This window comes from Archangium lansingense, assembly GCF_026626635.1.
Classification (GTDB): domain Bacteria; phylum Myxococcota; class Myxococcia; order Myxococcales; family Myxococcaceae; genus Archangium; species Archangium lansingense.
Window position 1 is genome coordinate 7,376,760 of record NZ_JAPNKA010000001.1, and the last position, 23,050, is coordinate 7,399,809.

The 23,050-nt window shown below is 68.7% G+C and carries 20 protein-coding genes; 15 read left to right on the forward strand and 5 right to left on the reverse strand.

Going from position 1 to position 23,050, the window contains the following annotated elements:
• Positions 1 to 7: 7 nt before the first annotated feature.
• Genes menH through OV287_RS29535 form a run of 3 tightly spaced genes read right to left on the reverse strand, consistent with a single transcriptional unit; the run spans position 8 to position 3,922 of the window.
• Positions 8 to 868 (reverse strand): 2-succinyl-6-hydroxy-2,4-cyclohexadiene-1-carboxylate synthase, encoded by an 861-nt coding sequence (gene menH / locus OV287_RS29525; protein WP_267537386.1) that lies wholly within the window; start codon positions 866 to 868, stop codon positions 8 to 10.
• Entirely contained in the window at positions 859 to 2,628 is a 1,770-nt protein-coding gene (gene menD, locus OV287_RS29530) for a 2-succinyl-5-enolpyruvyl-6-hydroxy-3-cyclohexene-1-carboxylic-acid synthase (protein WP_267537387.1), read from the reverse strand. The genes menH and menD overlap by 10 nt, the downstream gene beginning before the upstream one ends.
• The gene (locus tag OV287_RS29535) at positions 2,621 to 3,922 is read right to left on the reverse strand and encodes an isochorismate synthase (RefSeq protein ID WP_267537388.1); all 1,302 of its coding nucleotides are present in this window, start codon (positions 3,920 to 3,922) and stop codon (positions 2,621 to 2,623) included. The genes menD and OV287_RS29535 overlap by 8 nt, the downstream gene beginning before the upstream one ends.
• A gap of 128 nt (positions 3,923 to 4,050) precedes the next feature.
• Between OV287_RS29535 and aroF the strand changes: the two genes are divergently transcribed.
• The 8 genes from aroF (at position 4,051) to OV287_RS29575 (ending at position 12,234) form a co-directional block, all read left to right on the forward strand.
• Positions 4,051 to 4,947 carry a 3-deoxy-7-phosphoheptulonate synthase gene (gene aroF, locus OV287_RS29540; protein ID WP_267537389.1) on the forward strand — a complete coding sequence of 299 codons (897 nt, stop codon included), beginning with the start codon at positions 4,051 to 4,053 and terminating at the stop codon, positions 4,945 to 4,947.
• Entirely contained in the window at positions 4,944 to 5,633 is a 690-nt protein-coding gene (ubiE, locus tag OV287_RS29545) for a bifunctional demethylmenaquinone methyltransferase/2-methoxy-6-polyprenyl-1,4-benzoquinol methylase UbiE (RefSeq protein WP_267537390.1), read from the forward strand. The genes aroF and ubiE overlap by 4 nt, the downstream gene beginning before the upstream one ends.
• Positions 5,614 to 6,216 (forward strand): shikimate kinase, encoded by a 603-nt coding sequence (locus OV287_RS29550; RefSeq protein WP_267537391.1) that lies wholly within the window; start codon positions 5,614 to 5,616, stop codon positions 6,214 to 6,216. Before ubiE ends, OV287_RS29550 begins: the two co-directional genes overlap by 20 nt.
• Entirely contained in the window at positions 6,213 to 7,508 is a 1,296-nt protein-coding gene (locus tag OV287_RS29555) for a shikimate dehydrogenase (protein ID WP_267537392.1), read from the forward strand. The genes OV287_RS29550 and OV287_RS29555 overlap by 4 nt, the downstream gene beginning before the upstream one ends.
• Positions 7,505 to 8,524, forward strand: a complete 1,020-nt coding sequence (gene aroC / locus OV287_RS29560) for a chorismate synthase (RefSeq protein WP_267537393.1) — start codon at positions 7,505 to 7,507, stop codon at positions 8,522 to 8,524. The genes OV287_RS29555 and aroC overlap by 4 nt, the downstream gene beginning before the upstream one ends.
• Positions 8,521 to 9,591, forward strand: coding sequence for a 3-dehydroquinate synthase (locus tag OV287_RS29565; RefSeq protein WP_267537394.1), 1,071 nt, complete (start codon positions 8,521 to 8,523; stop codon positions 9,589 to 9,591). The genes aroC and OV287_RS29565 overlap by 4 nt, the downstream gene beginning before the upstream one ends.
• Positions 9,588 to 10,850 carry a carboxyvinyltransferase gene (locus OV287_RS29570; protein ID WP_267537395.1) on the forward strand — a complete coding sequence of 421 codons (1,263 nt, stop codon included), beginning with the start codon at positions 9,588 to 9,590 and terminating at the stop codon, positions 10,848 to 10,850. The genes OV287_RS29565 and OV287_RS29570 overlap by 4 nt, the downstream gene beginning before the upstream one ends.
• A gap of 88 nt (positions 10,851 to 10,938) precedes the next feature.
• Positions 10,939 to 12,234, forward strand: coding sequence for a citrate synthase (locus OV287_RS29575; protein ID WP_267537396.1), 1,296 nt, complete (start codon positions 10,939 to 10,941; stop codon positions 12,232 to 12,234).
• 165 nt (positions 12,235 to 12,399) lie between these two features.
• Here OV287_RS29575 and OV287_RS29580 read toward each other — a convergent pair whose 3' ends face one another.
• Positions 12,400 to 14,214, reverse strand: a complete 1,815-nt coding sequence (locus tag OV287_RS29580; RefSeq protein WP_267537397.1) for an AMP-dependent synthetase/ligase — start codon at positions 14,212 to 14,214, stop codon at positions 12,400 to 12,402.
• Positions 14,215 to 14,301: 87 nt separating this feature from the next.
• Here OV287_RS29580 and OV287_RS29585 point away from each other — a divergent pair, with 87 nt between their 5' ends.
• From OV287_RS29585 to OV287_RS29615, 7 genes are all read left to right on the forward strand, one after another.
• Positions 14,302 to 14,652: a CpXC domain-containing protein gene (locus OV287_RS29585; protein WP_267537398.1), complete on the forward strand. Its 351-nt coding sequence runs from the start codon at positions 14,302 to 14,304 to the stop codon at positions 14,650 to 14,652.
• A gap of 119 nt (positions 14,653 to 14,771) precedes the next feature.
• On the forward strand, positions 14,772 to 15,506 hold the full coding sequence (locus tag OV287_RS29590) for a bifunctional nuclease family protein (protein WP_267537399.1): 735 nt from the start codon (positions 14,772 to 14,774) through the stop codon (positions 15,504 to 15,506).
• 200 nt (positions 15,507 to 15,706) lie between these two features.
• Complete coding sequence (gene pyk, locus OV287_RS29595) at positions 15,707 to 17,110, forward strand: pyruvate kinase (protein WP_267537400.1); 1,404 nt, start codon at positions 15,707 to 15,709, stop codon at positions 17,108 to 17,110.
• Between the two features lie 127 nt (positions 17,111 to 17,237).
• Positions 17,238 to 19,745: a KAP family P-loop NTPase fold protein gene (locus OV287_RS29600; protein WP_267537401.1), complete on the forward strand. Its 2,508-nt coding sequence runs from the start codon at positions 17,238 to 17,240 to the stop codon at positions 19,743 to 19,745.
• A 65-nt stretch (positions 19,746 to 19,810) separates the two neighbouring features.
• The gene (locus OV287_RS29605) at positions 19,811 to 21,196 is read left to right on the forward strand and encodes a tetratricopeptide repeat protein (protein WP_267537402.1); all 1,386 of its coding nucleotides are present in this window, start codon (positions 19,811 to 19,813) and stop codon (positions 21,194 to 21,196) included.
• A 225-nt stretch (positions 21,197 to 21,421) separates the two neighbouring features.
• The gene (locus OV287_RS29610) at positions 21,422 to 21,859 is read left to right on the forward strand and encodes a helix-turn-helix domain-containing protein (RefSeq protein WP_267532196.1); all 438 of its coding nucleotides are present in this window, start codon (positions 21,422 to 21,424) and stop codon (positions 21,857 to 21,859) included.
• Positions 21,762 to 22,337 (forward strand): transposase, encoded by a 576-nt coding sequence (locus OV287_RS29615; protein ID WP_267542271.1) that lies wholly within the window; start codon positions 21,762 to 21,764, stop codon positions 22,335 to 22,337. The genes OV287_RS29610 and OV287_RS29615 overlap by 98 nt, the downstream gene beginning before the upstream one ends.
• A gap of 21 nt (positions 22,338 to 22,358) precedes the next feature.
• Here OV287_RS29615 and OV287_RS29620 read toward each other — a convergent pair whose 3' ends face one another.
• Positions 22,359 to 23,042 (reverse strand): DUF7986 domain-containing protein, encoded by a 684-nt coding sequence (locus tag OV287_RS29620; RefSeq protein WP_267537403.1) that lies wholly within the window; start codon positions 23,040 to 23,042, stop codon positions 22,359 to 22,361.
• Between the last annotated feature and the right edge of the window lie 8 nt (positions 23,043 to 23,050).

The following is a 23,050-nucleotide window of genomic DNA, read 5'->3' on the forward strand; positions in this document are numbered from 1 at the left end:
TCGGGAGCTAGCCGTTGCCCCCGGCCGCGCTCTTGTCGGGCACGGCGTTCTCGAACTCGGGTGACTCGTACCAGGGTGTCTGTAGGAAGGAGATCACCTCGCGGGCGTACTCCTCCGGCACTTCCAGATGCGGAGCGTGAGTGCACTCCTCGAACGTGCGCCTCCACACCACCGGCAACTCCGCCGCCATCCGGCGAGCAATCTGCGTGAACTTCTCGTCCAGCGCCCCTGTCAGCAGCAGCGTGGGCAGCCGCTGGCGCTGCAGCTCCGGCCAGTAGTCCGGCTGCACCGCCTGGCCCAGGCACTCCAACGCCCCCACCAACCCCTCCACCGTGCACAGGTGCCGCCGGGCCCGCAGGGCCTCCTGCTGCTCGGCGGGCAGCTTGCGCACCCCCGCGAAGAGCGGCAGCGACTCCCAGTACTCCATGAAGGACGCCACCCCCTTCTGCCGCAGCATGGCCGCTAGCTGCGCGTCACTCACGCGCCGCTCCGTCCGATGCTGGCGCCGGTGCAGCCCCGGGGTACCGCTCTCCATGATGAGCCGCCCGAAGCGCTCCGGCCTGCTCAGCGCCGCCGCCAGGGCGAAGCGCGCCCCCTGCGAATACCCCAGCAGGTTCGTCTTCGGCTCCCCCACCTCGTCCAATACCCGGATCAGCGCGTCGATCGTCTCGAGGAAGCCGTCTCGTCCCAGCCTCGAGGGCAGCGGCGACTGCCCATGCCCCGGCAGGTCCACCGAGATGGCCCGCACCTTGGAGCTCATCAGCGGGCGCAGGTGATCGAACGCCGTCCGGTTCCCCGTGAATCCATGCAGGAAGAGGAGCGGGTACGGACCCTCTCCCCACGTCTCGTATGCCAGCTTCAGAGCCATGGGCCTTCTCCCAGTGCGGCAGCCATCCTCGCGAAGAGCTGCCGGTGCAGATCCACGTTCCTCTCGCGCTCCGCCACCTTCACTTCAATGAGGTGGAGCCCGCCCTTGAGTCCCTCGGCCACCGCCGAGCGCAGCGCCGCAGGAGAGTCCGGGCGCCGGAAGCGCGCCTGGTAGAGCGCCGCCGCATGCGACAGATCCACCCCGTGCGGCGTGCCCCACAGCGGCTCGTAGTGTGACTTCACACCCTCGGCCTGCGCGATGGGCAGGAAGGAGAAGATACCTCCCCCGTCGTTGTTCACCACCACCACCGTCAGGGGCACCCCGCTACGGCGCGCCGTCAGCAGCCCGCCCACGTCGTGCAGCAGGGCCAGGTCTCCCGTCAGCAGCACCGTGGGACGCCCCGACGCCGCCGCCACCCCGAGCGCGCTCGAGACGATCCCGTCGATCCCGTTGGCTCCCCGGTTGGCCAGCATCCGGAGCCCCCGGCCCATGGACGGCGCGAAGGCGTCCACGTCCCGGATGGGCATGCTGCTGGACACGAAAAGGTTCGCCCCGTCCGGCATCGCCGCCACCACGTCGTGCGCGATGCGCATCTCCGTGAGCGAGGAATCCTCCGAGAACGCCGACTCCAGGGCCGCCCGCGTCCACTGCTCGGCCCACAGGAAGCTCCGGGCCCACGGGCCCAGGCCCCTGGAGAGCCCCTGGCTCAGCGCCTCGCACGCCACCACCGCCGAGCCCTCCACCACCCGCGACGCACGGTGCACTGGATCGAAGAGCGCTCCCTCGTCGCTGAAGACCACGATCTCCGCGCCCGAGTTGTCGATCCACGCCTGCGGCCCCTTGGGCGTCAGGCCCCCGCCGAAGCGCAGCACCAGCTCCGGCTTGTGCGCCCGAGCGAAGGGCTCATGCCGCAGCATCGCGTCATAGAGCGACACCGCCGCCGGGCCGCCGCCATAGCGCGCCTGGGAGGTGGCCTCGGCCAGCACCGGGTAGCCCGTGGCCTCGGCCAGCGAGGCGATCGCCTCCGCGAAACCGTCATTCTCGTCCCGGGGTCCGCAGACGATGACGCCCCGCTCGGTGGCCGCCACCCGCGCGCGGACCTCCTCCAGGACCTTTGGATCCGGCTGACGCGCCGACGGGACAATGCGCGTGAGTAGCGCTCCCGGCCTGCCCTCCCGTGCCAGCGAGGAGAGGTGCTTGGCGTCGAACGAGCCCGGCGTGGGCGCGAGCGGCTCGCGGAAGGGCACATTGAGCTGCACCGCGCCCCTCGGGGCTCGCGAAGCCACGGCCACGGCCCGGGCCACCGTGGCGCGCAGGTGCACCAGCGCCCCATCGTCCGCCTCCGGCAGGCCCACGTCCGCGAACAGCCGCGCGAATTCCCCATAGAAGCGCGCCTGCGGCACCGTCTGCGCCGCACCCCACCCCTGCAACTCCAGGGGCCGGTCCGCCGTCAGCACCACCAGCGGCACGTGCGACATGGCCGCCTCGATGACCGCCGGGTAGAAGTGCGCCCCCGCCGTCCCGCTCGTGGCCACCAGCACCACCGGAGCGCGCGACTGCTTGGCCAGCCCCAGCGCGAAGAACCCCGCGCTGCGCTCGTCGATGACGGACCAGGTGCGCACCCCCTCCATCCGGGCGCACGCCAGGGCCAGGGGCGAGGAGCGCGAACCCGGGCACACCACCGCGTGCCTCACGCCTCCTCGAACCAACTCCTCCACCAATGCCCGCGCCCACAGTTGATTCAGGTTGGCGTCAGACATGTCCTCCTCCGAGGGCGCGCAACATGGCCAGGCTCTTCATCTCCGTCTCGCGCCACTCCGCTTCAGCGCTTGAGCCCGCCACGATACCAGCACCCACGAAGAGTCGGGCCTGAGATCCCTTGATGCGTGCCGAACGCAACGCCACCATCTGGTGCGCCCGCCCGGGTCCTACCCAGCCGACCGGACCCGCGTACCAGCCTCGATCCAACGCCTCGTGCTCCACCAGGAACTCCAGTGCGCGTTCCCGAGGGGTTCCCCCCACCGCCGGTGTGGGGTGCAGCGCCGCGACCAGCTCCGACACCCCCACCCCCTCGCGCAGCTCGGCGCGAATGCCGGTACGCAGGTGCGCCACGTTCTTCAAGGTGAGCAGCGCGGGCTCGGCGTCCGCTTCGAGCTGCTCGGTCAGCGGCTTGAGCGCCCGGAGGATGTAGCGCACCACCGCCTCGTGCTCGCGGCGGTCCTTGTCGCTCGCCTCCAGCGTCCCAGCCTGAGCGGGCGGTGCCGAGCCAGCCAGGGCCTCCGTCTCCAGCCGACGCCCCTCCACCCGGCACAGCGTCTCCGGCGTGGCGCCCAGGAAGGCCGCACCGTCCGGCGCCCGGAAGAGGAAGGTGGCACAGCGCGGATTCTGCTCGCGCAGCCGGGCCAGCACCTCTACGCGATCAAAGGAGTGCTCGCTCTCCACCTCGACCGCCCGGGCCAGCACCACCTTCTGAAGGCCTCCGGAGTTGATCGTCTCCACCGCACGCTCCACACGCCCCTCGAAGTCCGGCCGAGACGAGACCAGCCGCAGTGCCTGGGAGCCGTTCCGAGCGTGCCGGAACCCGGCCGGGAAGGCCACCCCCACCCGAGCCAGCAGCGAGCGCACCACGTCCTCGGCCCCAGGGCCCTCGGGCGCGAAGGCCGCCACCTCTAGACCCGAGCCCTCGCGCCACACCACCACCTCCGGCAGCGTCCACCGGCCGAAGCCGAACGCCCCCCACCCCGCATCCCTGCCCGCCGCCGAGAAGCGCATGCCCCCGAACCAGGGTCCCGGCAGAGCGGAGGGCGCCTCGCCCAGCCACCGCACCGAGTCCAGCGCCGACAGCTCCTTCAGAACCTCTTGAGCCCGCGCGATGCTCTCGGCCTCCACCGACGCAGCCTCACCCCACCCCGCCATCGCCTCGTGCGCCAGTGGGCGCTCCCAATAGACGGACGGTTCCCCCAACACCTCCGCCCCCGCGAGCGGATCCACGGCGGACAGGGACATCCTCCCTGCCACCCAGTGGCCTCCGTCAGCGCGTCCGAGCGTCGTCATCAGCGGTCCTCGCAAGGCCCTACCACCAGCCAAGGCAGCAACCTCTTGTTGTTCTGTACGGCGATTTGGCTATACAAGCATCACGGGGTTCAAAACAACGTGAACTCCACAGGGAACGGGAGGCGGCCGTGAGCGGCAAGCCAGGTGAGGAAGGCGCGGGGACGCCTCGAGAAGGTACTCCCCGGGTAGCCCGGGCCTGGCGGCCCGAGGGCACGCGCGTCCGTGTAGGACAGGTGGAGATTGGGGGCCCTGGTTTCGTGGTGATGGCGGGCCCCTGCGCCGTGGAGGGAATGGAGCAGACGGAGCAGACCGCTGCCGCCGTTGCCTCCGCCGGGGCCCACGTCCTCCGCGGTGGGGTATTCAAGCCTCGCACCAGCCCCTACTCCTTCCAAGGCATGGGAGAGCCCGGCCTGCGCGTGCTGGCCGAGGCAGCGCGCAAGGTGGGGCTGCCCATCGTCAGCGAGGTGATGGACGCCGCGCAGCTTCCGCTCATGGAGGACCACGTGGACATCCTCCAGGTGGGCGCGCGCAACATGCAGAACTTCGCACTGCTGCGGGCGCTGGGAAAGCTGCGCAAGCCGGTGCTGCTCAAGAGGGGCATGGCGGCCACCTTCCAGGAGTGGTTGCTGGCCGCCGAGTACGTGCTGGATGGCGGCAACGAGCAGGTCATCCTCTGTGAGCGCGGCATCCGCACCTTCGAGACGGCCACGCGCAACACGTTGGACCTGGCGGCCGTGGCCCTGGCGAAGCAGCGCACGCACCTGCCAGTCATCGTGGATCCGTCGCACGCCACGGGCGAGCCGGACCTCATTCAGCCCATGGCGCTGGCGGCAGCGGCGGCCGGGGCGGACGGATTGATTATTGAGGTCCACCCCCGGCCCGAGCAGGCCCTGTGTGACGGGCAGCAGGCCCTTACACCAGAGCGATTCGCCCAACTGATGCGGCGGCTGCCGGGTGTGCTGGGCGCCATGGACCGTCACCTTTGGATGCCGGAACTCCCGGCACATGTCGTGGGGGCTCGATGAGCACCGAAGTCCGGCAGATGTTCTCCTCCATCGCCACGCGGTACGACGTGACGAACGAGGTCCTCTCCTTTGGTATCCACCGGCTGTGGCGGCGCTCGGCCGTGCGTCTCAGTGGCGCCCAGGAGGGCAACGCCATCCTCGACTGCGCCACCGGCACCGGAGACCTGGCGCTGGCCTTCAAGCGCAAGGTGGGCGCCTCGGGCCGCGTGATGGGCACCGACTTCTGCAAGGAGATGCTGGACAACGCTCCGGCCAAGGCCGCCCGCGAGGGACTCCAAGTCGAGTTCCAGGTGGCCGACGCCATGGCGCTGCCCTTCGCGGACGCCTCTTTCGACGTGGCCTCCATCGCCTTCGGCATTCGCAACGTGGATGACCCGGTGAAGTGCCTGAAGGAGATGGCCCGAGTGGTCCGCCCCGGTGGCCGCGTGGTGGTGCTCGAGTTCGGCCAGCCCACGGGCTTCTTCGGTGCGCTGTTCCGCCTGTACAGCAAGGTGATCATGCCCACCATCGGCGGCCTGCTCACCGGCAATCGAGCAGCTTATGAGTACCTCCCCCGAACCTCGGCCGCATTCCCAGCTGGCGAGAAGTTCCTCTCACTGATGGAGCAATCCGGCGCCTACAAAGAAAGGGTGGCCCATCCGATGATGTTCGGGACATCCTACGTTTATGTCGGGACTGTCCGCTGAGCAGAGGCACCAGCTCATCCAGCGCATCCTCGAAGCTGTGGATCCACGGCTCGTGCCTGCGCTGCGAGAGGAGCTTGCCAGGCCAGGCCCTCGACTGATGCCTGCGCCCGAGCAGACCCTCGCCATCGCCGGGCATCGCTCCGCGGGCAAGACGCGTCTGCTGCCCATGGTGAGCGCCCTGCTGGGAAGGCAGGGGTTGGATCTGGATGCCGAGCTCGAGCGCCGCTCGGGTCGGAGCCTCCGCGAATGGGTGGCGCTAGATACCCAAGGCTTCCGTGAGGCCGAGCGCAGCCTGTTCCTGGAGTTGCCTCGTGGCTCCATCGTCGCCGTGGGCGGCGGATTCCTCTCGAACCATCCGGAAGCACTCGACTCCAGCTACACCCTGCTCGTGCCCGTCTCCTTCGAGACCTACCGCGAGCGGCTCCTCGCCGACACCACGCGTCCCCGGCTGAGCCCCGGCATGTCCCTGGATGAGGAGCTCCACTCCATCTACCACCAGCGACAGGCGCTCCACGCGCGGGTCCCTACCGTGAGCCTCGCCGACTTTTTGCGCGCCTTTGCCCCTTCCGAGAGTAAGCCATGACGCCCGCCCGCCGCGTCGTCACCCTCCCCCCGAGCCTCCGCGGCCCCGACGCCCTGCGCTTCGCCGCCGACGCGCGGAGCCGGGGCGCCGACGTTTTGGAGGTGCGCACGGATCTCCACCCCGCGGAGGCGGTGGATGCCGCGGCGCTCTCGGACATCCTGGAGCTGCTCGTGTCCGAGCGCGGAACGCCCCTTCCTCCTGCCTGGGTGGCCGCTGCCCGGTGGGTGGATCGCGATGTCGTCCATGCCGGAGACCTGGCTGCTCCAGCCGGGAAGCTGCTGGCCTCGCACCATGCCGAGCGGCCCCTGTCCACTGAAGAGGCCCTTCGCCTGTGGGACGTGCCGCTTCCGCCCGGCTCGCTGGTGAAGCACATCGAGCCACTCGGACAGGAGTCCCGGGAGCGAATCTCCGTGCTCGTGGAGACCCAGGCGCGGCTGCGGGCCCGCTTCGGAGACGGGCGAGTGACGGTTCTCGCCATGGGGCCCACCGCCCTTCCCGTTCGCGCCGTGCTCGCCCGGCGCAATGTGCTCGATTACGTCGCGGTGGGCGGCGATTGGAAGGCCGCTCCGGGACAGCGGTTGCTCGCGGATGCGGTCCGGGAGACGCGGGCTCTGACTCGGGAAGACCCTCACCCCAGCCCTCTCCCAGAGGGAGAGGGGGCATCCACGGGCAGGTTGGCGATCCTGGGGACTTCGATCGCGCACTCGCGCTCGCCTCGCATCCACCTCCAGCCTTTTGATCGCATCGACATCCCCGAGGACGCTCCCGTCGAGTCCCTCGTCGACGCCCTCCTGCCTCACTACCGCGGCTTCGCCATCACCAGCCCCTTCAAGATCCGCCTCGCCCGGCACACCGGCTCGCCGCTCGACGCCATCAACACCCTCGTCCGCCGCCGCGATCGCTGGGAGTCCTTCAACACCGACACCGCGGGCGCTCGCACTGTCCTCGAACGGCTCGGCGCCCAGGAGGTGTTTGTCCTCGGTGACGGCGGCGCCAGTGCCGCCATCCGCGCCGTGGGCTCCGAGACTGGCCGCCAGCTCCGCTTCCTGCGCCGCGCGGAGATCTCCGGCCCCCTCTCTGGCTCCGGCATCTGGACCTGGCCGGATCGCATCACTCCACCTGACGCCCTTCGTTTCGAGGGCGCCCGCGTCGCCGTCATCGCCTACGGAGCCCCGGCGCGCCGCATCGCCACCGAAATCACCCGCCGCGGGGGGACTCCGCTGCTCCTCGGCGCGGCCTGGTTCATCGCCCAGGCCCGACAGCAGCGCGCCCTCTGGGAGACCGCTTCATGAATACGATTGGTACCCTCTTCCGCCTCACCACCTTCGGCGAGAGCCACGGCCCCGCGCTCGGCTCCATCATCGACGGCTGTCCCGCCGGCATCCCCCTCGAGCGCGAGCTCATCCAGGCCGCGCTCGACCGCCGCCGTCCCGGTCAGTCCTCCATCACCACCGCGCGAGCCGAGCCGGATCAGGTCGAAATCCTCTCCGGTGTCTTCGAGGGCAAGACGCTCGGTACGCCCATCGCGGCCATCGTCCGCAACACCAACCAGCGCTCCGGGGACTACGAGAAGCTCAAGACCGAGGACCGGCCCGGCCACGCCGATGCCGTCTGGCGCGAGCGCTTCAAGCACCGTGACCACCGCGGCGGTGGGCGCACCAGCGGCCGGGAGACGCTCTGCCGCGTCATCGGAGGCACCGTCGCCGAGGCGTACCTCGCCCAGGCCTTCCCCGAGGTGCGCACCGTCGCCTGGGTCTCGCAGGTAGGCAACCTGGTATCCGCCGTGCCCGCCCCCGGCCTCACCCGCGCCATGGTGGACGCCCACGCGACCCGCTGCCCGGATCCGGTGGTCCGCGAGGAGATGTCCAAACGGATCCTCGCCGCCAAGGAGGCCGGTGACAGCCTCGGTGGCTGCATCGACATCCGCGTCGACGGCCTGCCCGTGGGTCTCGGCGAGCCCATCTTCGGCAAGATCAAAGCACTCCTCGCGCTCGCGCTGGGCAGCGTGGGCGCCGTCACGGGTGTCGTCTGGGGCCCGCCGGATCTGCTCGCGCGCATCGAGCAGCCCGGCAGCATCTTCCACTCCCAGAAGGACACCTACGGCGGCATCCAGGGCGGCCTGGCCAATGGCGAGCCCGTGGCCGTGCGCGTCTTCTTCAAGCCTCCCGCCACGCTCGCGGACCACGCGAAGGGCGGGCGCCATGATCCCTGCATCATGCCCCGCGCCGTGCCCGTGCTGGAGTCCATGGTCTCCCTCGTGCTGGCGGACCTCGTCCTTCAACTCAACGCCCGCCCCCACTCCGCATGATCCAGCTCTCTCCTGGCGCCTACCGTCACGCTGCTGACCGGTGGGGCTCCTTCAAGCGTCTGTGCGCCACCCTTCCCGAGGGCAGCTTCGCCGTCGTGGATCGCCGGGTGGCCCGCCTTCACCCCACCCTGATTCCGGCCCTCAAGGCCCGCAAGCCCCACACCATCGTCCAGCTCACCGGCGGTGAGGTCGCGAAGACCTTCGAGGCCCTGGAGCAGCTCATGGCCGCGGGCCTGTCGATGCCGCGCTCGGGCACGTTGATCGCCATCGGCGGAGGCACCATCGGCGACGTCTCCACGGTGGCTGCGCACCTGCTCAAGCGGGGAGTGCGACTCGTCCAGGTGCCCACCACGCTGCTGGCGGCGGTGGACAGCAGCCTGGGCGGCAAGGGCGCGGTGGACATGACCGTGCGCGGGCGCGTGGTGAAGAACCCGGTGGGCGTCTTCCACTACGCCGACGAGGCGTGGCTCTGCCCCGAGCTCTATGCGAGCCTCTCGGACACCCAGCTCCGCGAGGGCGCGCTCGAGGCCTGGAAGATGGCGGCCAGCCTCGACGAGGAGCTCTTCCGCTCCTGGACGCGCCGGGCCCCCTCGCTGGAGCGGATGGTGAAGGAAGCGCGACGCCTCAAGGAGTCCGTCTGCGCACAGGACCCGTACGAGCACCAGGGCCTGCGGCGGGTGCTCAACTTCGGCCACACCTTCGGCCACGTGCTGGAGAGCGTCTCGCACTTCAAGCTGTCGCACGGAGACGCGGTGGGCCTGGGCATGCTGTGCGCGCTGGACGTGGGGCGCGCCATGGGCGTCACCCCCGACGAGGTGGCGCAGCGGGTGGAGGACGCGCTGAACCGGGGACCGGGAGTGCTCGGCCGGGAGCGGACGGCGCAGTTGCTCAAGCGTGCGCCCCTCAAGGACGTGACGGCCCTGTTGGCCGCGGACAAGAAGACCGGCAGCGCGGGCGAGCTGCGCATGGTACTGCTCACCGACGTGGGTCGCTCCGAGGTGCGCGACGTCTCCGCGGATGTGTGGCGCGCGCTGTGGCCCGCCTGGACCCGAGGAATTCGCCCATGAGTCAGATTCACGTCGATTCGAGCAAGCTCACCCCCGCGGTCCTCACGCCGCCCATCTCCAAGTCCGACGCACAGCGGGCGCTGGTGTTGGCCCACCTCACCGGCGCCTGGCCCCTGCCCGTCCTCCAGGAGGAGCCCGAGCACTTCCTGCCCGCGGACGTGCATGTGCTGACCCGGGGCATCAATACCCTGCGCCAGCCGCCCGGCACCGTGCGCGACGTGGACTGCGCGGATGGCGGAGCCCCCTTCCGCATCTTCGTGACCCAGGCCGCGGTGACGCCCGGCACACACGTGCGCGTCACGGGGACGCCCCGGCTCGGCGAGCGGCCCCATGGCCCCCTCTTCGAGTCCCTGCGCGAGGCACTCGGCCCCTCGGGGCTGGTGCTCACCGAGGGCAGCCCCTGGCCGGTGGAGATCAAGGCGCCCGACCGCACCGGAGAGCCCGTCTTCCGCGTCCCGGGAGCGCAGAGCAGCCAGTACGCCTCCAGCCTGCTGCTGGGCTGTGCGGCCCTGTATCTGCGCGAGCGCCGCCCGTGGCGGGTGGAGATTGTCGGCCCGCTGACAAGCGCGGGCTACCTGGAGCTCACCGTCTCCTGGCTGCGCCGCTTCGGCTTCACCGTGCGGGAGCAGGAGGGCCGCTTCGAGGTGACGGACTACCGTGCCCCCGAGCGCACCCCGGCAATGCCGGGCGACTGGTCCTCCCTGGGCTACCTGCTGCTCATCTCCTGGCGTACCGGGGGGAGCGTGGAGCGGGCGGACCTGGCCAGTGCCCACCCGGACCAGGCGCTGGTGCGGCTGGTGGAGCGCGCGGGCCTGAAGGCGGTTCCCGGCCCCGACAACACCCTGCGGATGACGGGGACGGCCCGCGACGGGCTGGTGGCCTCGGGGACCGAGTGCCCGGACCTACTGCCCACCCTCGCGGCGCTCGCGTGTGTGCTGCCCCGCCCGTCCACCCTCACGGACGTGGGAGTCCTGCGCCTCAAGGAGAGCGACCGGCTGGAGGGAATCCGTACGCTGGTAGCCGCTTTCGGTGGGAGCACCCACCTGGAGGGTGAGACGCTGACAATCAGCCCTCCTACCTCCCATCCGCCGAGCTTCTCCATGGACAGCAAGGGAGATCACCGCCTGGCAATGGTGGCGGCTACTCTCTCTGTTCTATCCGGTGTACCCCTCACGCTCACCGGACCCGAATGCGTGGAGAAGAGTTTCCCGGGCTTCTGGCGGCAGTTGGAGCGCACAGGAGTTCGTCTCACGTCTTGAACGGGCGATGCCCGGGGGGAAACGCAGCCTCCCCGGGTGCAGTTCTTTTTTGTTGAAAGCGCTCTGCTGCCTGTGAAAAGTCCCGCCTATGCCAAAGGACACGCTGACCATCACGGACAACCGGACCGGTAAGACGTACGAGGTCCAGATCGAGAACGGCTGCATTCGCACCAACGCTCTGCGGCAGATCAAGGTCTCGGAGGAAGACTTCGGCCTGATGGGTTACGACCCAGCGTTCCTGAACACGGCCAACTGCAAGAGCGCGATCACCTTCATCGACGGTGACAAGGGCATCCTCGAGTACCGGGGCTACCCCATCGAGCAGCTCGCGGAGAAGTCGTCGTTCATCGAGGTGGCCTACCTCCTGCTCAACGGCGAGCTCCCGACGCCCAAGCAGCTCGAGGAGTTCAACTATCTCGTGACGCACCACACGTACGTGCACGAGAACATCAAGGCCTTCATGGACGGGTTCCGCTACGACGCGCACCCCATGTCCATGCTGTCCTCGACGGTGGCCGCGCTCTCGGGCTTCTACCCGGACGCGAAGAACACCAAGGACGAGCGCAGCCGCCGCATCCAGATGACGCGGCTCATCGCGAAGATGCCCACCATCGCGGCCTTCTCGTACCGCCACAGCATGGGCCTGCCCTACGTCTACCCGGACAACGATCTGTCCTACGTGGGCAACTTCCTGGCGATGATCCGGAAGATCGGCACCACGACGTACAAGGTGCACCCGACGCTGGAGAAGGCGCTGGACGTGCTCTTCATCCTGCACGCCGACCACGAGCAGAACTGTTCGACGACGTCGGTGCGCACGGTGGGCTCCTCCGAGGTGGATCCGTACTCGGCGGTGTCGGCGGGCATCTCGGCGCTCTACGGCCCGCTGCACGGCGGCGCCAACGAGGCCGTGCTGCGCATGCTGCGCGAGATCGGCCACGTGTCGAAGGTGCCGGACTTCATCAAGGCGGTGAAGAGCGGCGAGGGTGAGAAGAAGCTGATGGGCTTCGGTCACCGCGTGTACAAGTCGTACGATCCGCGCGCGAAGGTCATCAAGCGGGTGGCGGACGAGGTCTTCGAGATCACCGGCAAGAACCCGCTGCTGGAGATCGCGTTGGAGCTGGAGAAGATCGCGCTGCAGGACGAGTACTTCGTGAAGCGCAAGCTGTACCCGAACGTGGACTTCTACTCGGGCCTCATCTACGAGGCGATGGGCTTCCCGGTGGAGATGTTCCCGGTCCTCTTCGCCATTCCGCGCACGGTGGGTTGGGTGACGCAGTGGGAGGAGATGGTGAAGGATCCCGAGCAGAAGATCGCGCGTCCGCGTCAGGTCTACCTGGGTTCCACGCGGCGCGACTACGTGCCGATGGCGGCGCGCAAGTAAGAGTCAGTGCAAACCCACTGACCAGACAACCCCTCTCCCTTCGGGAGAGGGACAGGGTGAGGGTGCCACGGGCCACGGGTTCCGAGCACCCTCTCCCTCTGGGAGAGGGCTGGGGTGAGGGTCAGCGGACCCACGCCTTGGCCCTCTTGGCGTTTCAGGGGTCCCCTACCCCACCCGAGTGGCCGGCCCCTCGGAGTAAAGGGACTCGATGAGGGCCTGGTGCCGGGCCTCGATGACCTGGCGGCGCATCTTCATGCTGGGGGTGAGCTCGCCGCTGGCGATGGTGAAGTCCTCGGCGAGCACGGCGAAGCGCTTGATGGTCTCGAAGCGTGCCAGCCGGGGGTTCACCTCGCGCTCGATGGCCTCATGCAGGTGCTGGCGCAGGCGAGGATCAGCGGCGAGGGCGGCGAGGTCCTCGGGCCAGCCATTCTGGCGCGCGAGGGAGCGGGCGCGCTCGGGGTCCAGCGTGAGGAGGGCCACGAGGTAGTTGCGGCGCTCGCCAATAACGAGCGCATGGCCCACGGGCGCCACGGCCTTGAGGAGCAGCTCGATGTGGGACGGAGCGGTCTTCTTGCCTCCGGAGGTAACGATGAGCTCCTTCTTGCGGCCGGTGATGTGGAGGAAGCCCTCGGAGTCGAGGTGGCCCACGTCGCCCGAGTGCAGCCAGCCGTCGTGGAGCAGCTGGGCGGTGGCAGCGGGGTCCTTGAAGTAGCCGTGGCAGACGCCGCCGCCGCGCACGAGGATCTCCCCGTCGTCGGCGATGAGGAGCTCCACACCCAGCAGAGGCCGGCCGAGCGTCCCCAGGCGCGTGGCATCGGGGGTGTTGAGGGTGGTAGGCCCGCACACCTCGGACTGGCCGTAGACCTCGCGGATGACGATGTCGAGCGAGGCAAAAAACTCGAGCACATCGCGGCCGATGGGGGCAGCACCACTGGAGAAGAAGTGGGTGCGCTCGAAGCCCAGCTTCCCCAGCAGGGCCGGGAAGATGGTGCGCCGGGCGAGCTGGTACTGGGCCTCCAGGGACAGGGGCACCCGCTCGTGGCGCATCACGAGCGCATTGCGCTGACTGGCCACCCCGCGAGCCCAGCCCACCACCGACTGGCGGGCGGCGGGGAGTTGGCCGAGAGCCTCCTCCAGACGGGCCTTGAACTTCTCCCAGACGCGGGGCACGCCGAAGAAGAGCGTGGGCCGGGCGTCGCGCAGGTCCTCCGGCACCGTCTCCAGGGCGCGCGCGAAGTAGACCTCCGCGCCGACGAGGAGGGGCCCGTGGATGCTGAGCATCTGCTCGGCGATGTGCGCCAGCGGCAGGTACGACAGGAGCGCCTCGTCGTCCCCGGACATGCGCGTGGCGCGCATGAGCTGCATGCCCGTCCACACGAGGTTGTGGTGGCTGAGCATGACGCCCTTGGGGTTGCCGGTGGTGCCCGAGGTGTAGATGAGGGTGGCGAGCCCCTCGGGCTGGAGGGCATTCACGGCGCTCCAGTAAGGCCCCTCATCGGCGCCGGTACCGCGGGCCAGCACCTCCGCGTAGCTCAACACCCCCTCGGGCAACGGGGCCGCGGGGGGGTCCAGGACGATGATGTGGCGCAGCCCGGGCACCCGCTCGCGCACGGTGAGCGCGGTGGCCAGGTGCTTCTCGTTCTCCACCACGAGGTGGCACGCCTCGCAGTGGTCGAGGATGTACTGGATCTGCTCCGGGCTGCTGGTGATGTAGACGCCCACGGGGACGCCGCCCAGGGCCATGGCGGCCAGGTCCGACACCAGCCACTCCTCGCGGTTGAAGGAGAGGATGGGCAGCGCACTTCCCCGCTGGAACCCCAGGGCGTGCAACCCCAGGGCAAAACGTTTCACCCGGTCGGCATACTCGTGCCACGAGGTGGGCACATAGGTACGTCCCTTGCGCGTCCAGAGCGCCGGTCGGTGCTGCCGCCGGTTGGCTTGATCATGGAGCGCCTGCACCATCGTCCTGGGAGTGTCCATAGGGAATTCGAGGCTACTGAAACGAGGTACCGGCTCGCCACGGGCGTTGACAGGTCACCAGAGCCCTATGTATTCCGCGCGACGCACATGACGATCGATCTGACTTGCCAGAAGTGCGAGGGCACTTTCGAGCTAGATGTTCAGGATGTCATCGATGGGACGGAGAAGCTCGCCTGCCCTCATTGCGGTCAGAAGACTCCCACCAACATCCAGGAGGACTTCGTCTCGGCACTCACCGAGATGAGGACCCAGGTGGCCGCACTGGGTAAGCGCTTCGCTGTCTCGATGGCGCTGGAGACCGAGGATCTCGAGGACGAGCTCGACGAGGACGAGGAGACCGACGAGGACGACGAGTCCGACGACGAGGAGCTCGACTTCGACGAGGACGAGGACGTCGAGGACGAAGAGGACTACGACGAGGACGAGGACGAGCGCTAAGCTTGCCCGTCTACCCTGCACGTGCGTTTTCCGCGGGGTGAAGTCGATGTGAGGCCGAGGAGCAGGCGGGCACGAACCGGAGCCCTCCCGCCCCTGGTGCACATGCACACGTTTGCAGGGTGAAAACGTCCATCCCTGCTGCTTTCGTCCTTGCCCCGCTGTCCGCTGCGCTGCTTGCCCTGGGAGTGCTCCTCCTTCCCGGCATCGGCGCTCAACCCGCGACCGCAGCGCCCAAGGACAGCGAGGCCTGCGTTCCCAAGCACGGGGGAAACCCAGCCGCCTGCAAGGAGCTGATCCAGCTCGAGGTCCGGGACGTCATTCCGCTCGTCGAGGCGCAGACGCACGCCGTGGTGCTCACCACGAAGGATGGGGACATGGTGCTGCCCATCTTCGTGGACGAGTCCGCCGCGGTGGCCATCGCCTTCCGGCTCGCGCACCTGAGGCCGCCGCAGCCGCTCTCGCAGGATCTGCTGGGCTCGGTGGTGACGGAGCTGGGCGCCAAGGTCACCGAGGTGCGCATCGACGACCTGCGCGACGACATCTACACCGGCCGCATCTTCCTCGAGCAGGGCAAGCGCAAGGTGACGCTGGATGCAAGGCCCTCGGACTCCATCGCCATGGCGCTGGATGGCGAGGCGCGCATCATGGTGACGCGCAAGGTGCTGGACGAGGCGGGCATCACCCGGGAGGAGATTGACTCGCTGCGTGAGAGCGGCCCGGGCGTGGGTGGCAGCGGCGAGCCGGACGAGCACCTGATGGACGAGCCGATGCCGATGGATCCGCACCAGGGCCTGCCGCCTCCGGGCCTCGCCCCGAAGCTGGCGCCCGACAAGACGGACGAGATCAGCCTCTAGCCACCGCGAGCGAGCAGGAGCCCGCAAAGGCGAAAGCCCGGCCCCCCCTCCAGGGACGCCGGGCTTTCTCGCGACGTAGCGGGTCGAAACCCAGAACAGCACCGCTTCGCCGACGACGTCGCTCTCGCCCGCGTGGGCGCCAAGTATTCCCGAGGACGCAAAGCTGTCAAGGCGGCGTCAGGCGCCTAGGATGTGTGCCCATGCGCAAGGCGAAGATCATCTGCACGCTGGGACCGTCTTCTGACTCGGCCGAAGTCATCGAAGAACTCATCCGCGCCGGGATGAACGTGGCGCGGCTCAACTTCTCGCACGGGACGCACGACCAACACCGCCGCCGGGTGAACCTCATCCGCCGGGCGGCGAAGAAGGTCGGAGTACCGGTGGCCATCCTCCAGGACGTCCAGGGGCCGAAGATCCGCCTGGGCAAGTTCGAGGGCGGATGCCTGGAGATCAAAACAGGCCAGACGGTGGTGGTGACGACGCGGGAGGTGCTGGGCCAGGGGAACCTCATCCCCACCCCCATCCGCTCGCTGCCCAAGGACGTGGAGCCGGGCCACCCCATCCTGCTGGATGACGGACGGGTGCGGCTGAGGGTGAAGAAGGTGCAGGGCAAGGATGTCACCTGCATGGTGGAGCTGGGCGGGCTGCTCAAGGACAACAAGGGCCTGAACCTGCCGGGGGCGCACGTCTCGGTCCCCACCATCACGGAGAAGGACGCCGAGGACCTGGCCTTCGGGCAGGAGGTGGGCGTGGACTACGTAGCGCTCTCCTTCGTGCGCACGGCGAACGACATCCGGGAGGCGCGCAAGCTGGTGGCGAAGCGCAACACGCCGCTGATCGCGAAGATCGAGAAGCCGCAGGCGGTGGCGGACCTGGAAGCGATTGCCCGCGAGGCGGACGGCATCATGGTGGCGCGAGGGGACCTGGGCGTGGAGATGCCGCTGGAGAAGCTGCCGGCCATCCAGAAGCGCATGGTGCGCACGGTGAATCGGATGGGGGGCCTGGTCATCGTGGCCACGGAGATGCTGGAGAGCATGGTGAACAACGCGAGGCCCACGCGCGCCGAGGTGTCGGACGTGGCCAACGCCATCTTGGACGGGGCGGACGCGGTGATGCTCTCGGGGGAGACGGCGGCGGGCAAGTACCCGGTGCAGGCGGTGGCGACCATGGCGCGGATCGTCGAGGAGACGGAGACGGGGGTGGTGAGGGACACGACGAACGCGCCCTTCCCGGACGCCAAGGACGACATCTCCACGGGCGTGGCGGCAGCGGCGGTGGCGGCGGCCGAGCAGATGGGGATTGGAACCATCGTGGCGTACACCGAGCGAGGCCTGACGGCGCGGCTCATCTCCGAGTTCCGGCCGAGGGCGCAGATCATCGCGCTGACGCCGAACCCGGATACGGTGAACCGCATGGCGCTCTACTGGGGGGTGAAGCCGCTGCAGGTCGGCCGCCTCCAGTCGACGGACGCGATGCTGCGGCAGGTGAAGCGGCTGTGCCACGAAGAGGGCATCTGCAAGACGGGCACGCCCGTGGTCATCGTGGCCGGAGTGCCGCTCAACGAGCCGGGAAACACCAACATGATGTCGGTGCATCGCATCTGATCCATCTCAAACCACCCTGACGCATATCCCCTCTCCCCCCGGGAGAGGGACGGGGTGGGGGTGCCACGGGTCCAGGCTTCAACCCGTGCGCCCCGCTGTGTTGGTCAGTAGCGACAGGGGGGAGAACATGGCGGAGTCCGAGGACACGGGACCTGGGGATGAGAGCCCATCTACCCTCCGGATACTGAAGGAGGACGGCACCACGCTCGTGGAGACTCCCGCGACGCCCTCAATGCTGCGGCTCCTGGACCGTGCGGTCCATGTCAACCGCTGGATGGAGTGGGAGTCCGACCTCACATTCAGCTCGCTGCTGCTCGCGGTAGTGCTGTTCGACGACGGCGACGACGACCCATTCTCCCAGTGGTTGAAGAAGAACTTCGCCCGAGAATTTCGTATCTCCATGGAGGCGATCGCGAAGACGAAGGGCTTCGATCTCTCAGACATCCTCCGGGAGCCCGACCGGCTCCTATCGTTCATCGCTCCCGAGAAGATGGAGCAGGTCTTGAGAACCTCCGCCTCCTCCCTGCTCGGAGAGGCCCAGGCCCTGCTCAACATCGTGGCCAATCCATCGCCCCTGGATGTGCGCCACCTCTTTGCCGCGTTCATCTACCGCCCGGGTGACCAGGCGGGCGATCTGAAGCGCCTGGGATTCAACCGGCCCACCTGGTCGAACGCATTCCTCAACCAGATGGCGTTGCTGTACCCCGCCGAGTTGCCAGGCTGGAAGGATCTCCACCGGAAGACCTTCCCCTCGGAGCCGATCCTCATCGAATCCGAGGGCCCGTCGACCCATATCGCCACCGACATCTGGACGAGGAACGACACGCTCGGGTACCGGGCCTACGCGCATGCACTCTATCGCTTCATGACGCACCCGCAGACCCGGCCGCCGCTCACCATCAGCATCCAGGCACCGTGGGGAGGCGGCAAGACGTCGCTGATGCGCATGCTCCAGCAGGAGCTCGATCCTGGAGCCTTCGACAAGGAGAAGGACGAGGCGCATGAGCCACGCGGAGCATTCTCCGTCCGGGATGCGCTGGGGGAGATCGACGAGTGGATCCGCACGCGCACGCAAAAGCCGCTGCCTCCCCTCTCCACCCTCCCCGCCCCCGATTCCGGACCCCACCGGCTCACCATCTGGTTCAACGCCTGGAAGTACGAGAGCACCAACCAGGTCTGGGCGGGGATGGTGGACGCCATCATCCAGCAGGTAGCAGCCCGGCTCCCCCTGCACGAGCGCGAGGCCTTCTGGCTGCGCCTCAACCTCAAACGGGTGGACGCGGACCGCATCCGACAGAAGGTCCACGACCGCATCTTCCGCTACTTCTGGCGCGGAATCGGAGGCACGGCGCTGGCGGTCGGCGGAGCGCTGCTCACGTCCATCGCCACCGCCGTGACGGGAGCCCTCACCCATGTGGGCCCGGCACAGGTGACCGGCTGGGCCGGCCTCGTGCTCACCCTCCTGGTGGGCACCGCCAAGGCCCTCGGGAAGTTCCACGAGGCACGCGAGAAGGTCGAGAAGGAGCCGGCCGCCGTAAGCCTCCAGGAGTACCTGGAGATACCCAGCTACAGCGCGGAGCTGGGCTTCGTGCACCGGGCCGAGGTGGATCTCCGGCGGGTGCTCGACTGCGTGCCGGCGGCTTATAAGCCGCTCGTCATCTTCATCGACGATCTGGACCGCTGCTCGCCCGCGAAGGTGGCTCAGGTGGTGGAGGCGGTGAACCTCTTCCTGGCCGGCGACTTCCCCGATTGCATGTTCGTCCTGGGCATGGACACGGAGATGGTCGCCGCCGCGCTCCAGGCCGCCCACAAGGACATGATCGCCAACCTGCCCTCGGACATCGGCATCCCCGTGGGGTGGCGGTTCATGGACAAGTTCGTCCAGCTCCCCTTCCTCATCCCCGTCTGCGAGCAGGAGGACGTGACGCGTTTCACGCAAGCCCTCTTCAAGGAGGAGGAAGCACCCGCGCCCCAGCCGGAGGTGGACACCCGCGCACGTGAAGCGGCCCAGCGCCTCACCACGCACTCGGCGATCGAGGAGGAAGCCCGGCGGGCCCGGGAGACGTACCAGCTCGATGAGCGGCAGGCCGCCCGGTTCAGGGATCAGCTCGAGGCCCAGTTCGTGCGGCGCAAGCTGGATGAAGGCATCAAGAGCTTCAACGATCAGAGCCAGGAGATACTCCTGCTCCTGGACACGGCGACGCCCTACTTCCAGGGCAACCCGCGCGAGTTGAAACGATTCATCAACGCCTTCCGCTTCCACTACTTCCTCTGGTACGCGCATCGGGCCCGGGGGTTCGAGGGTCCCTCCCTGGGGCAGCTGGTGCGCTGGACGATGCTGACCATGAAGTGGCCGGAGGTGGTCCGTTGGCTGCGCAGGGGGAGCCAGCCGCGGCGAGTGGATGCCAGCAACGCGGCCCCGCTTCCCGCCAGCCGACTGCGGCAGCTCGAGGACCTCGGCGCCAAGGCGGCCGATCTCACCACGTGGCAGCAACAGGCCCGCCAAGAGCTTCAGCTGGACGCAGGCACCACCGGCTGGCTGCGCGACGAGGCGCTCTTCCGGTTCTTCCGGACGGAGGGCGCCTCCCCGGAAGCGCAACGCCTCTCCGGAGGCGTGGGCAAGGGACTGTGGTGAACCTGTCATCCCATCGCATCAGAAGCTGTCAGGGCCTCGCACCTGACGGAGTAGAAGGACAACCCATGCCCTTCTCCCTCATCCCCACCCGCTTCCGGGTCTCCGCTGCCCTGCTGCTCGCGCTGGGCACCACCACGGTGGCGTGCCGAAGCACGACCCCCTCGGGCGCCCCCTCCCCCGCCGAGACACCCACGGCCACGAGCAGCACCCGTCCCGCGGACGCCTCTTCCGCGAAGGCGGGCACCTCGAGCCCGTTGACGCCCGAGGAGGAGCTGCGCCAGTTCCGGCAGCGGCGTTTCGGCCCGGCCATCGAGGGGTGCAAGAGCGGCAACGCAGGGGACTGCTCCCGGCTGGCCCATCGACTCCTGACGGGAGCGAGCCTCACCGAGCGCTCCGCCTTCGAGGAGGCCCTGCGCGGCGGTTGCGAGCGGCGCCAGCCGGATGCGTGTGCGGGCCTCGGCGCCCTGCTGGGACTGGGGACCTCCGCGACCCAAGCGAACATGGAGCAGGCACTTCCCCTCCTGCAGACCGCTTGCCGTGAGGGAAGCTCCATCGGGTGCGCCATGGAGTTGGAAGCCCGCCCGCCCAGGACGGACGATCAGGCGGCCCAGACGGAGTACCTCCAGAAGGCGTCCGCCGCGTGCGAACGGCTCGGCGGCAGCGTCTGCTTCACGGCCGCGTCCTTCCTCGCGGCGACGGCTGGAGGCGCGCCGGACGACGCTCGCACCGATCCACTCCTGGCGAAGGCGTGCGAGACGGGCTCGGCCGAGTCCTGCTTCCAGTCCGGTATTCGCGCCTCCGAGAAGCCCGGAGACGGACCTGCCCGGGCCCGCGCGCTCTACGAGAAGGCCTGTGGCCTCGACCATGGCCCGGCCTGCTTCAACCTTGGCTACCAGCTCCTCACGGGGACCGGAGGACCCGCGGACGCCACACGTGGACGAGAGATCGCCCTCCAGGCGTGCCACCTGGGCGACAGGACGGCGTGCGACTACCTGGGTGCCACCAACGAGGGCCGCGTCCTGCCCGAGGAGCTCCAGTCGGGCCGCCAGCCCTACTCCAGCGACGAGGAGCGGAAGCAGGTGCAGCGCCGCTTCTGTGAGCTGGGCGGAGCCGAGTCCTGCACCAGCGTGGCCTTCGCGCTCGGAGACCGCGCCGAGAAGGGCGGCCATCCCGAGGAGATGGAGCCGGTGCTGGGCCTGCTGCAGAAGGGCTGCCGCCGCGGCTCCGAACGCGCGTGCAACGTGCTGGGGCACGTCGTCAAGGATGCGATCCGAGCCTGTGAGCAGGACAATGGAGGCCAGTGCCTCGTTGCCGCCTTCGCCTATCAGCAGGGCATCGAGCTGCCTCGAGGCAGGGGCCCGACCCTTCCGAGCGACACCGCGAAGGCGCGGGAGCTGTTCACCAAGGCCTGCGAGCGGGGCATCCAGCCCGCCTGCGAGCGGTCCCGCTGAAGTCCCCTCTCCCTCTGGGAGAGGGTCAGGGTGAGGGTCTACACGCGGGGAAAACCCTCACCCCCCGCCCTCTCCCAAAGGGAGAGGGAGCATGCGCCACTAAGCGGTCCGCCATAGATGTTGTACACATCTGCGATGCTGCGTGCAGATGTGAGCCCAGAGGATAGGGCGCGGCTCCGAGAGCGGGGCCGCTCGTCCTGGGCCACTCCGTGGGAGCGCGACCGCGTGGAGATGATTCTTCTGTCCGCCTCGGGCTGGTCGCCCCCACGGATTGCGGAGTACCTGGGAGTGCATGCGGCTACTGTGCGCCGTGTGCTCAAGGCCTGGAGCCACGAGGGCCTGGATGCGTTGGAGCGCAAGCTACCGGGGCCAGTGCCGGATGTTGAGCGACACGCCATGGTAGTGGGCATGCTCGAGAAGTTCCTCTCGGAGCCACGTACCTGGACATCATCCCAGTTGGCTGAGGCATTGGCTGGGGTGGGCATTCAAATGAGTGCCCGGCAGACGGAGCGCTACCTGGCGGAACTGGGCGCTGGCTGGCGCCGCACCAAGTCGAGCCTGGAGCATCTACAGCAGCCCGAGGCGGTGGAGCGGGCGCGCCGCAAGCTCACCACGCTCAAAAAAAGCCCGCGCCCGGAGGCTAGACCTCTTCTTCCTCGATGAGTGCGGCTTCGCACCCACGCAGCCGACGGGCTACAGCTGGACGCTCCGAGGCAGTCGCAAGCTCATTGCCTATGAGGCCACCAAGGGCAGGCGCGCCAACGCCCTGGCCGCCTACGGCATTCGCGACGGCCAGCGAGCCCTACGTTTCACCGTGAAGGGCCGCTCCCTCACCAGTGCGGATGTCTTCGACTTCCTACTGTTGCTACCCACGGGGAAGCGGCCATGCACCGTTGTCCTGGACAACGTCAACATCCACACCAGCCGCTTCATCCGCCAACGCCGTAGGCAACTGCGCAAGCGCGGCGTGCGCCTCTTCTTTCTCCCGGTGTACTCGCCGGAACTCAACGAGGTGGAGCCCGTCTTCGGCGTGGTGAAGTCCTACGAAATGCCCCGTCGGAGCTACCCCACGCTCGCTGAACTGCTCGCCGCTGTCCGCAGCGGCTTCATGAGCTACCGAAACCGCCTGCGGAAAAAGTGAACAACATCTATGGCGGACCGCTTAGCTCGCCGAGGCCAGCCAGGGCGTCGTCTGCGAGAAGTCGTAGATGCGCTCGATGGCGATCTGCTTGTAGCGCTCGACCTTCACGGCGCGCCGGGAGCACTCCCAGACGAGCTCGGTGGGAGGACGATCCGGCTCCTTCTTCTTGCGGCGCTTCACCTCGGCCTTGATGGCCTTCACCGCGGCGCGAGGGTGGAAGCAGAAGGCCGAGGAGAACAGCAGGTGCCCGGCGAAGGGGATGAGCCGAGCCTCCAGCACATCTCCCGTCTCCAGGCCCGCCACGGTGCGGCGCTCGGTGACGTCGAAGTCCTTGCCGGAGAACAGCTCGCGCAGACGCACCAGGCCCTTGCCCAGCTTGCGCACCTCGAAGAGGCCGTGAACGGTCTCCGTGAAGCAACGGAAGGCGTTGGCCTCCTCGGGCGAGGCGCTCTGCAGCCGCAGCTGGTACAGCTCCGCGGCGGGCGTCAGCTTGGAGATGGGCGAGACCCGGTCATACAGGTAGTAGTCCAGGAAGGACGCCATCCGCAGCTCGAAGATCTTGTCATCCTCGAAGACCTCGCCGGTGAGGCGGAAGTACTCCGCCTTGGCCTCCAGCAGGTCGGGCTTGCGTGACTCCTGGCTCCCAAAGGCGATGAGCTGGTCGAGATAGGGCTGATACGACAGCGGCGAAAGGGGGGAGTCCATGGGGCTGC

Coding starts and splice junctions, on each gene's coding strand:
- OV287_RS29565 (WP_267537394.1), top strand. CDS start 8,521: ATGATCCAGCTCTCTCCTGGCGCCTACCGTCACGCTGCTGACCGGTGG.
- OV287_RS29575 (WP_267537396.1), top strand. CDS start 10,939: ATGCCAAAGGACACGCTGACCATCACGGACAACCGGACCGGTAAGACG.
- OV287_RS29535 (WP_267537388.1), bottom strand. CDS start 3,922: ATGACGACGCTCGGACGCGCTGACGGAGGCCACTGGGTGGCAGGGAGG.
- ubiE (WP_267537390.1), top strand. CDS start 4,944: ATGAGCACCGAAGTCCGGCAGATGTTCTCCTCCATCGCCACGCGGTAC.
- aroC (WP_267537393.1), top strand. CDS start 7,505: ATGAATACGATTGGTACCCTCTTCCGCCTCACCACCTTCGGCGAGAGC.
- menD (WP_267537387.1), bottom strand. CDS start 2,628: ATGTCTGACGCCAACCTGAATCAACTGTGGGCGCGGGCATTGGTGGAG.
- OV287_RS29585 (WP_267537398.1), top strand. CDS start 14,302: ATGACGATCGATCTGACTTGCCAGAAGTGCGAGGGCACTTTCGAGCTA.
- OV287_RS29555 (WP_267537392.1), top strand. CDS start 6,213: ATGACGCCCGCCCGCCGCGTCGTCACCCTCCCCCCGAGCCTCCGCGGC.
- OV287_RS29550 (WP_267537391.1), top strand. CDS start 5,614: ATGTCGGGACTGTCCGCTGAGCAGAGGCACCAGCTCATCCAGCGCATC.
- OV287_RS29620 (WP_267537403.1), bottom strand. CDS start 23,042: ATGGACTCCCCCCTTTCGCCGCTGTCGTATCAGCCCTATCTCGACCAG.
- menH (WP_267537386.1), bottom strand. CDS start 868: ATGGCTCTGAAGCTGGCATACGAGACGTGGGGAGAGGGTCCGTACCCG.
- OV287_RS29605 (WP_267537402.1), top strand. CDS start 19,811: ATGCCCTTCTCCCTCATCCCCACCCGCTTCCGGGTCTCCGCTGCCCTG.
- OV287_RS29570 (WP_267537395.1), top strand. CDS start 9,588: ATGAGTCAGATTCACGTCGATTCGAGCAAGCTCACCCCCGCGGTCCTC.
- OV287_RS29580 (WP_267537397.1), bottom strand. CDS start 14,214: ATGGACACTCCCAGGACGATGGTGCAGGCGCTCCATGATCAAGCCAAC.
- OV287_RS29600 (WP_267537401.1), top strand. CDS start 17,238: ATGGCGGAGTCCGAGGACACGGGACCTGGGGATGAGAGCCCATCTACC.
- pyk (WP_267537400.1), top strand. CDS start 15,707: ATGCGCAAGGCGAAGATCATCTGCACGCTGGGACCGTCTTCTGACTCG.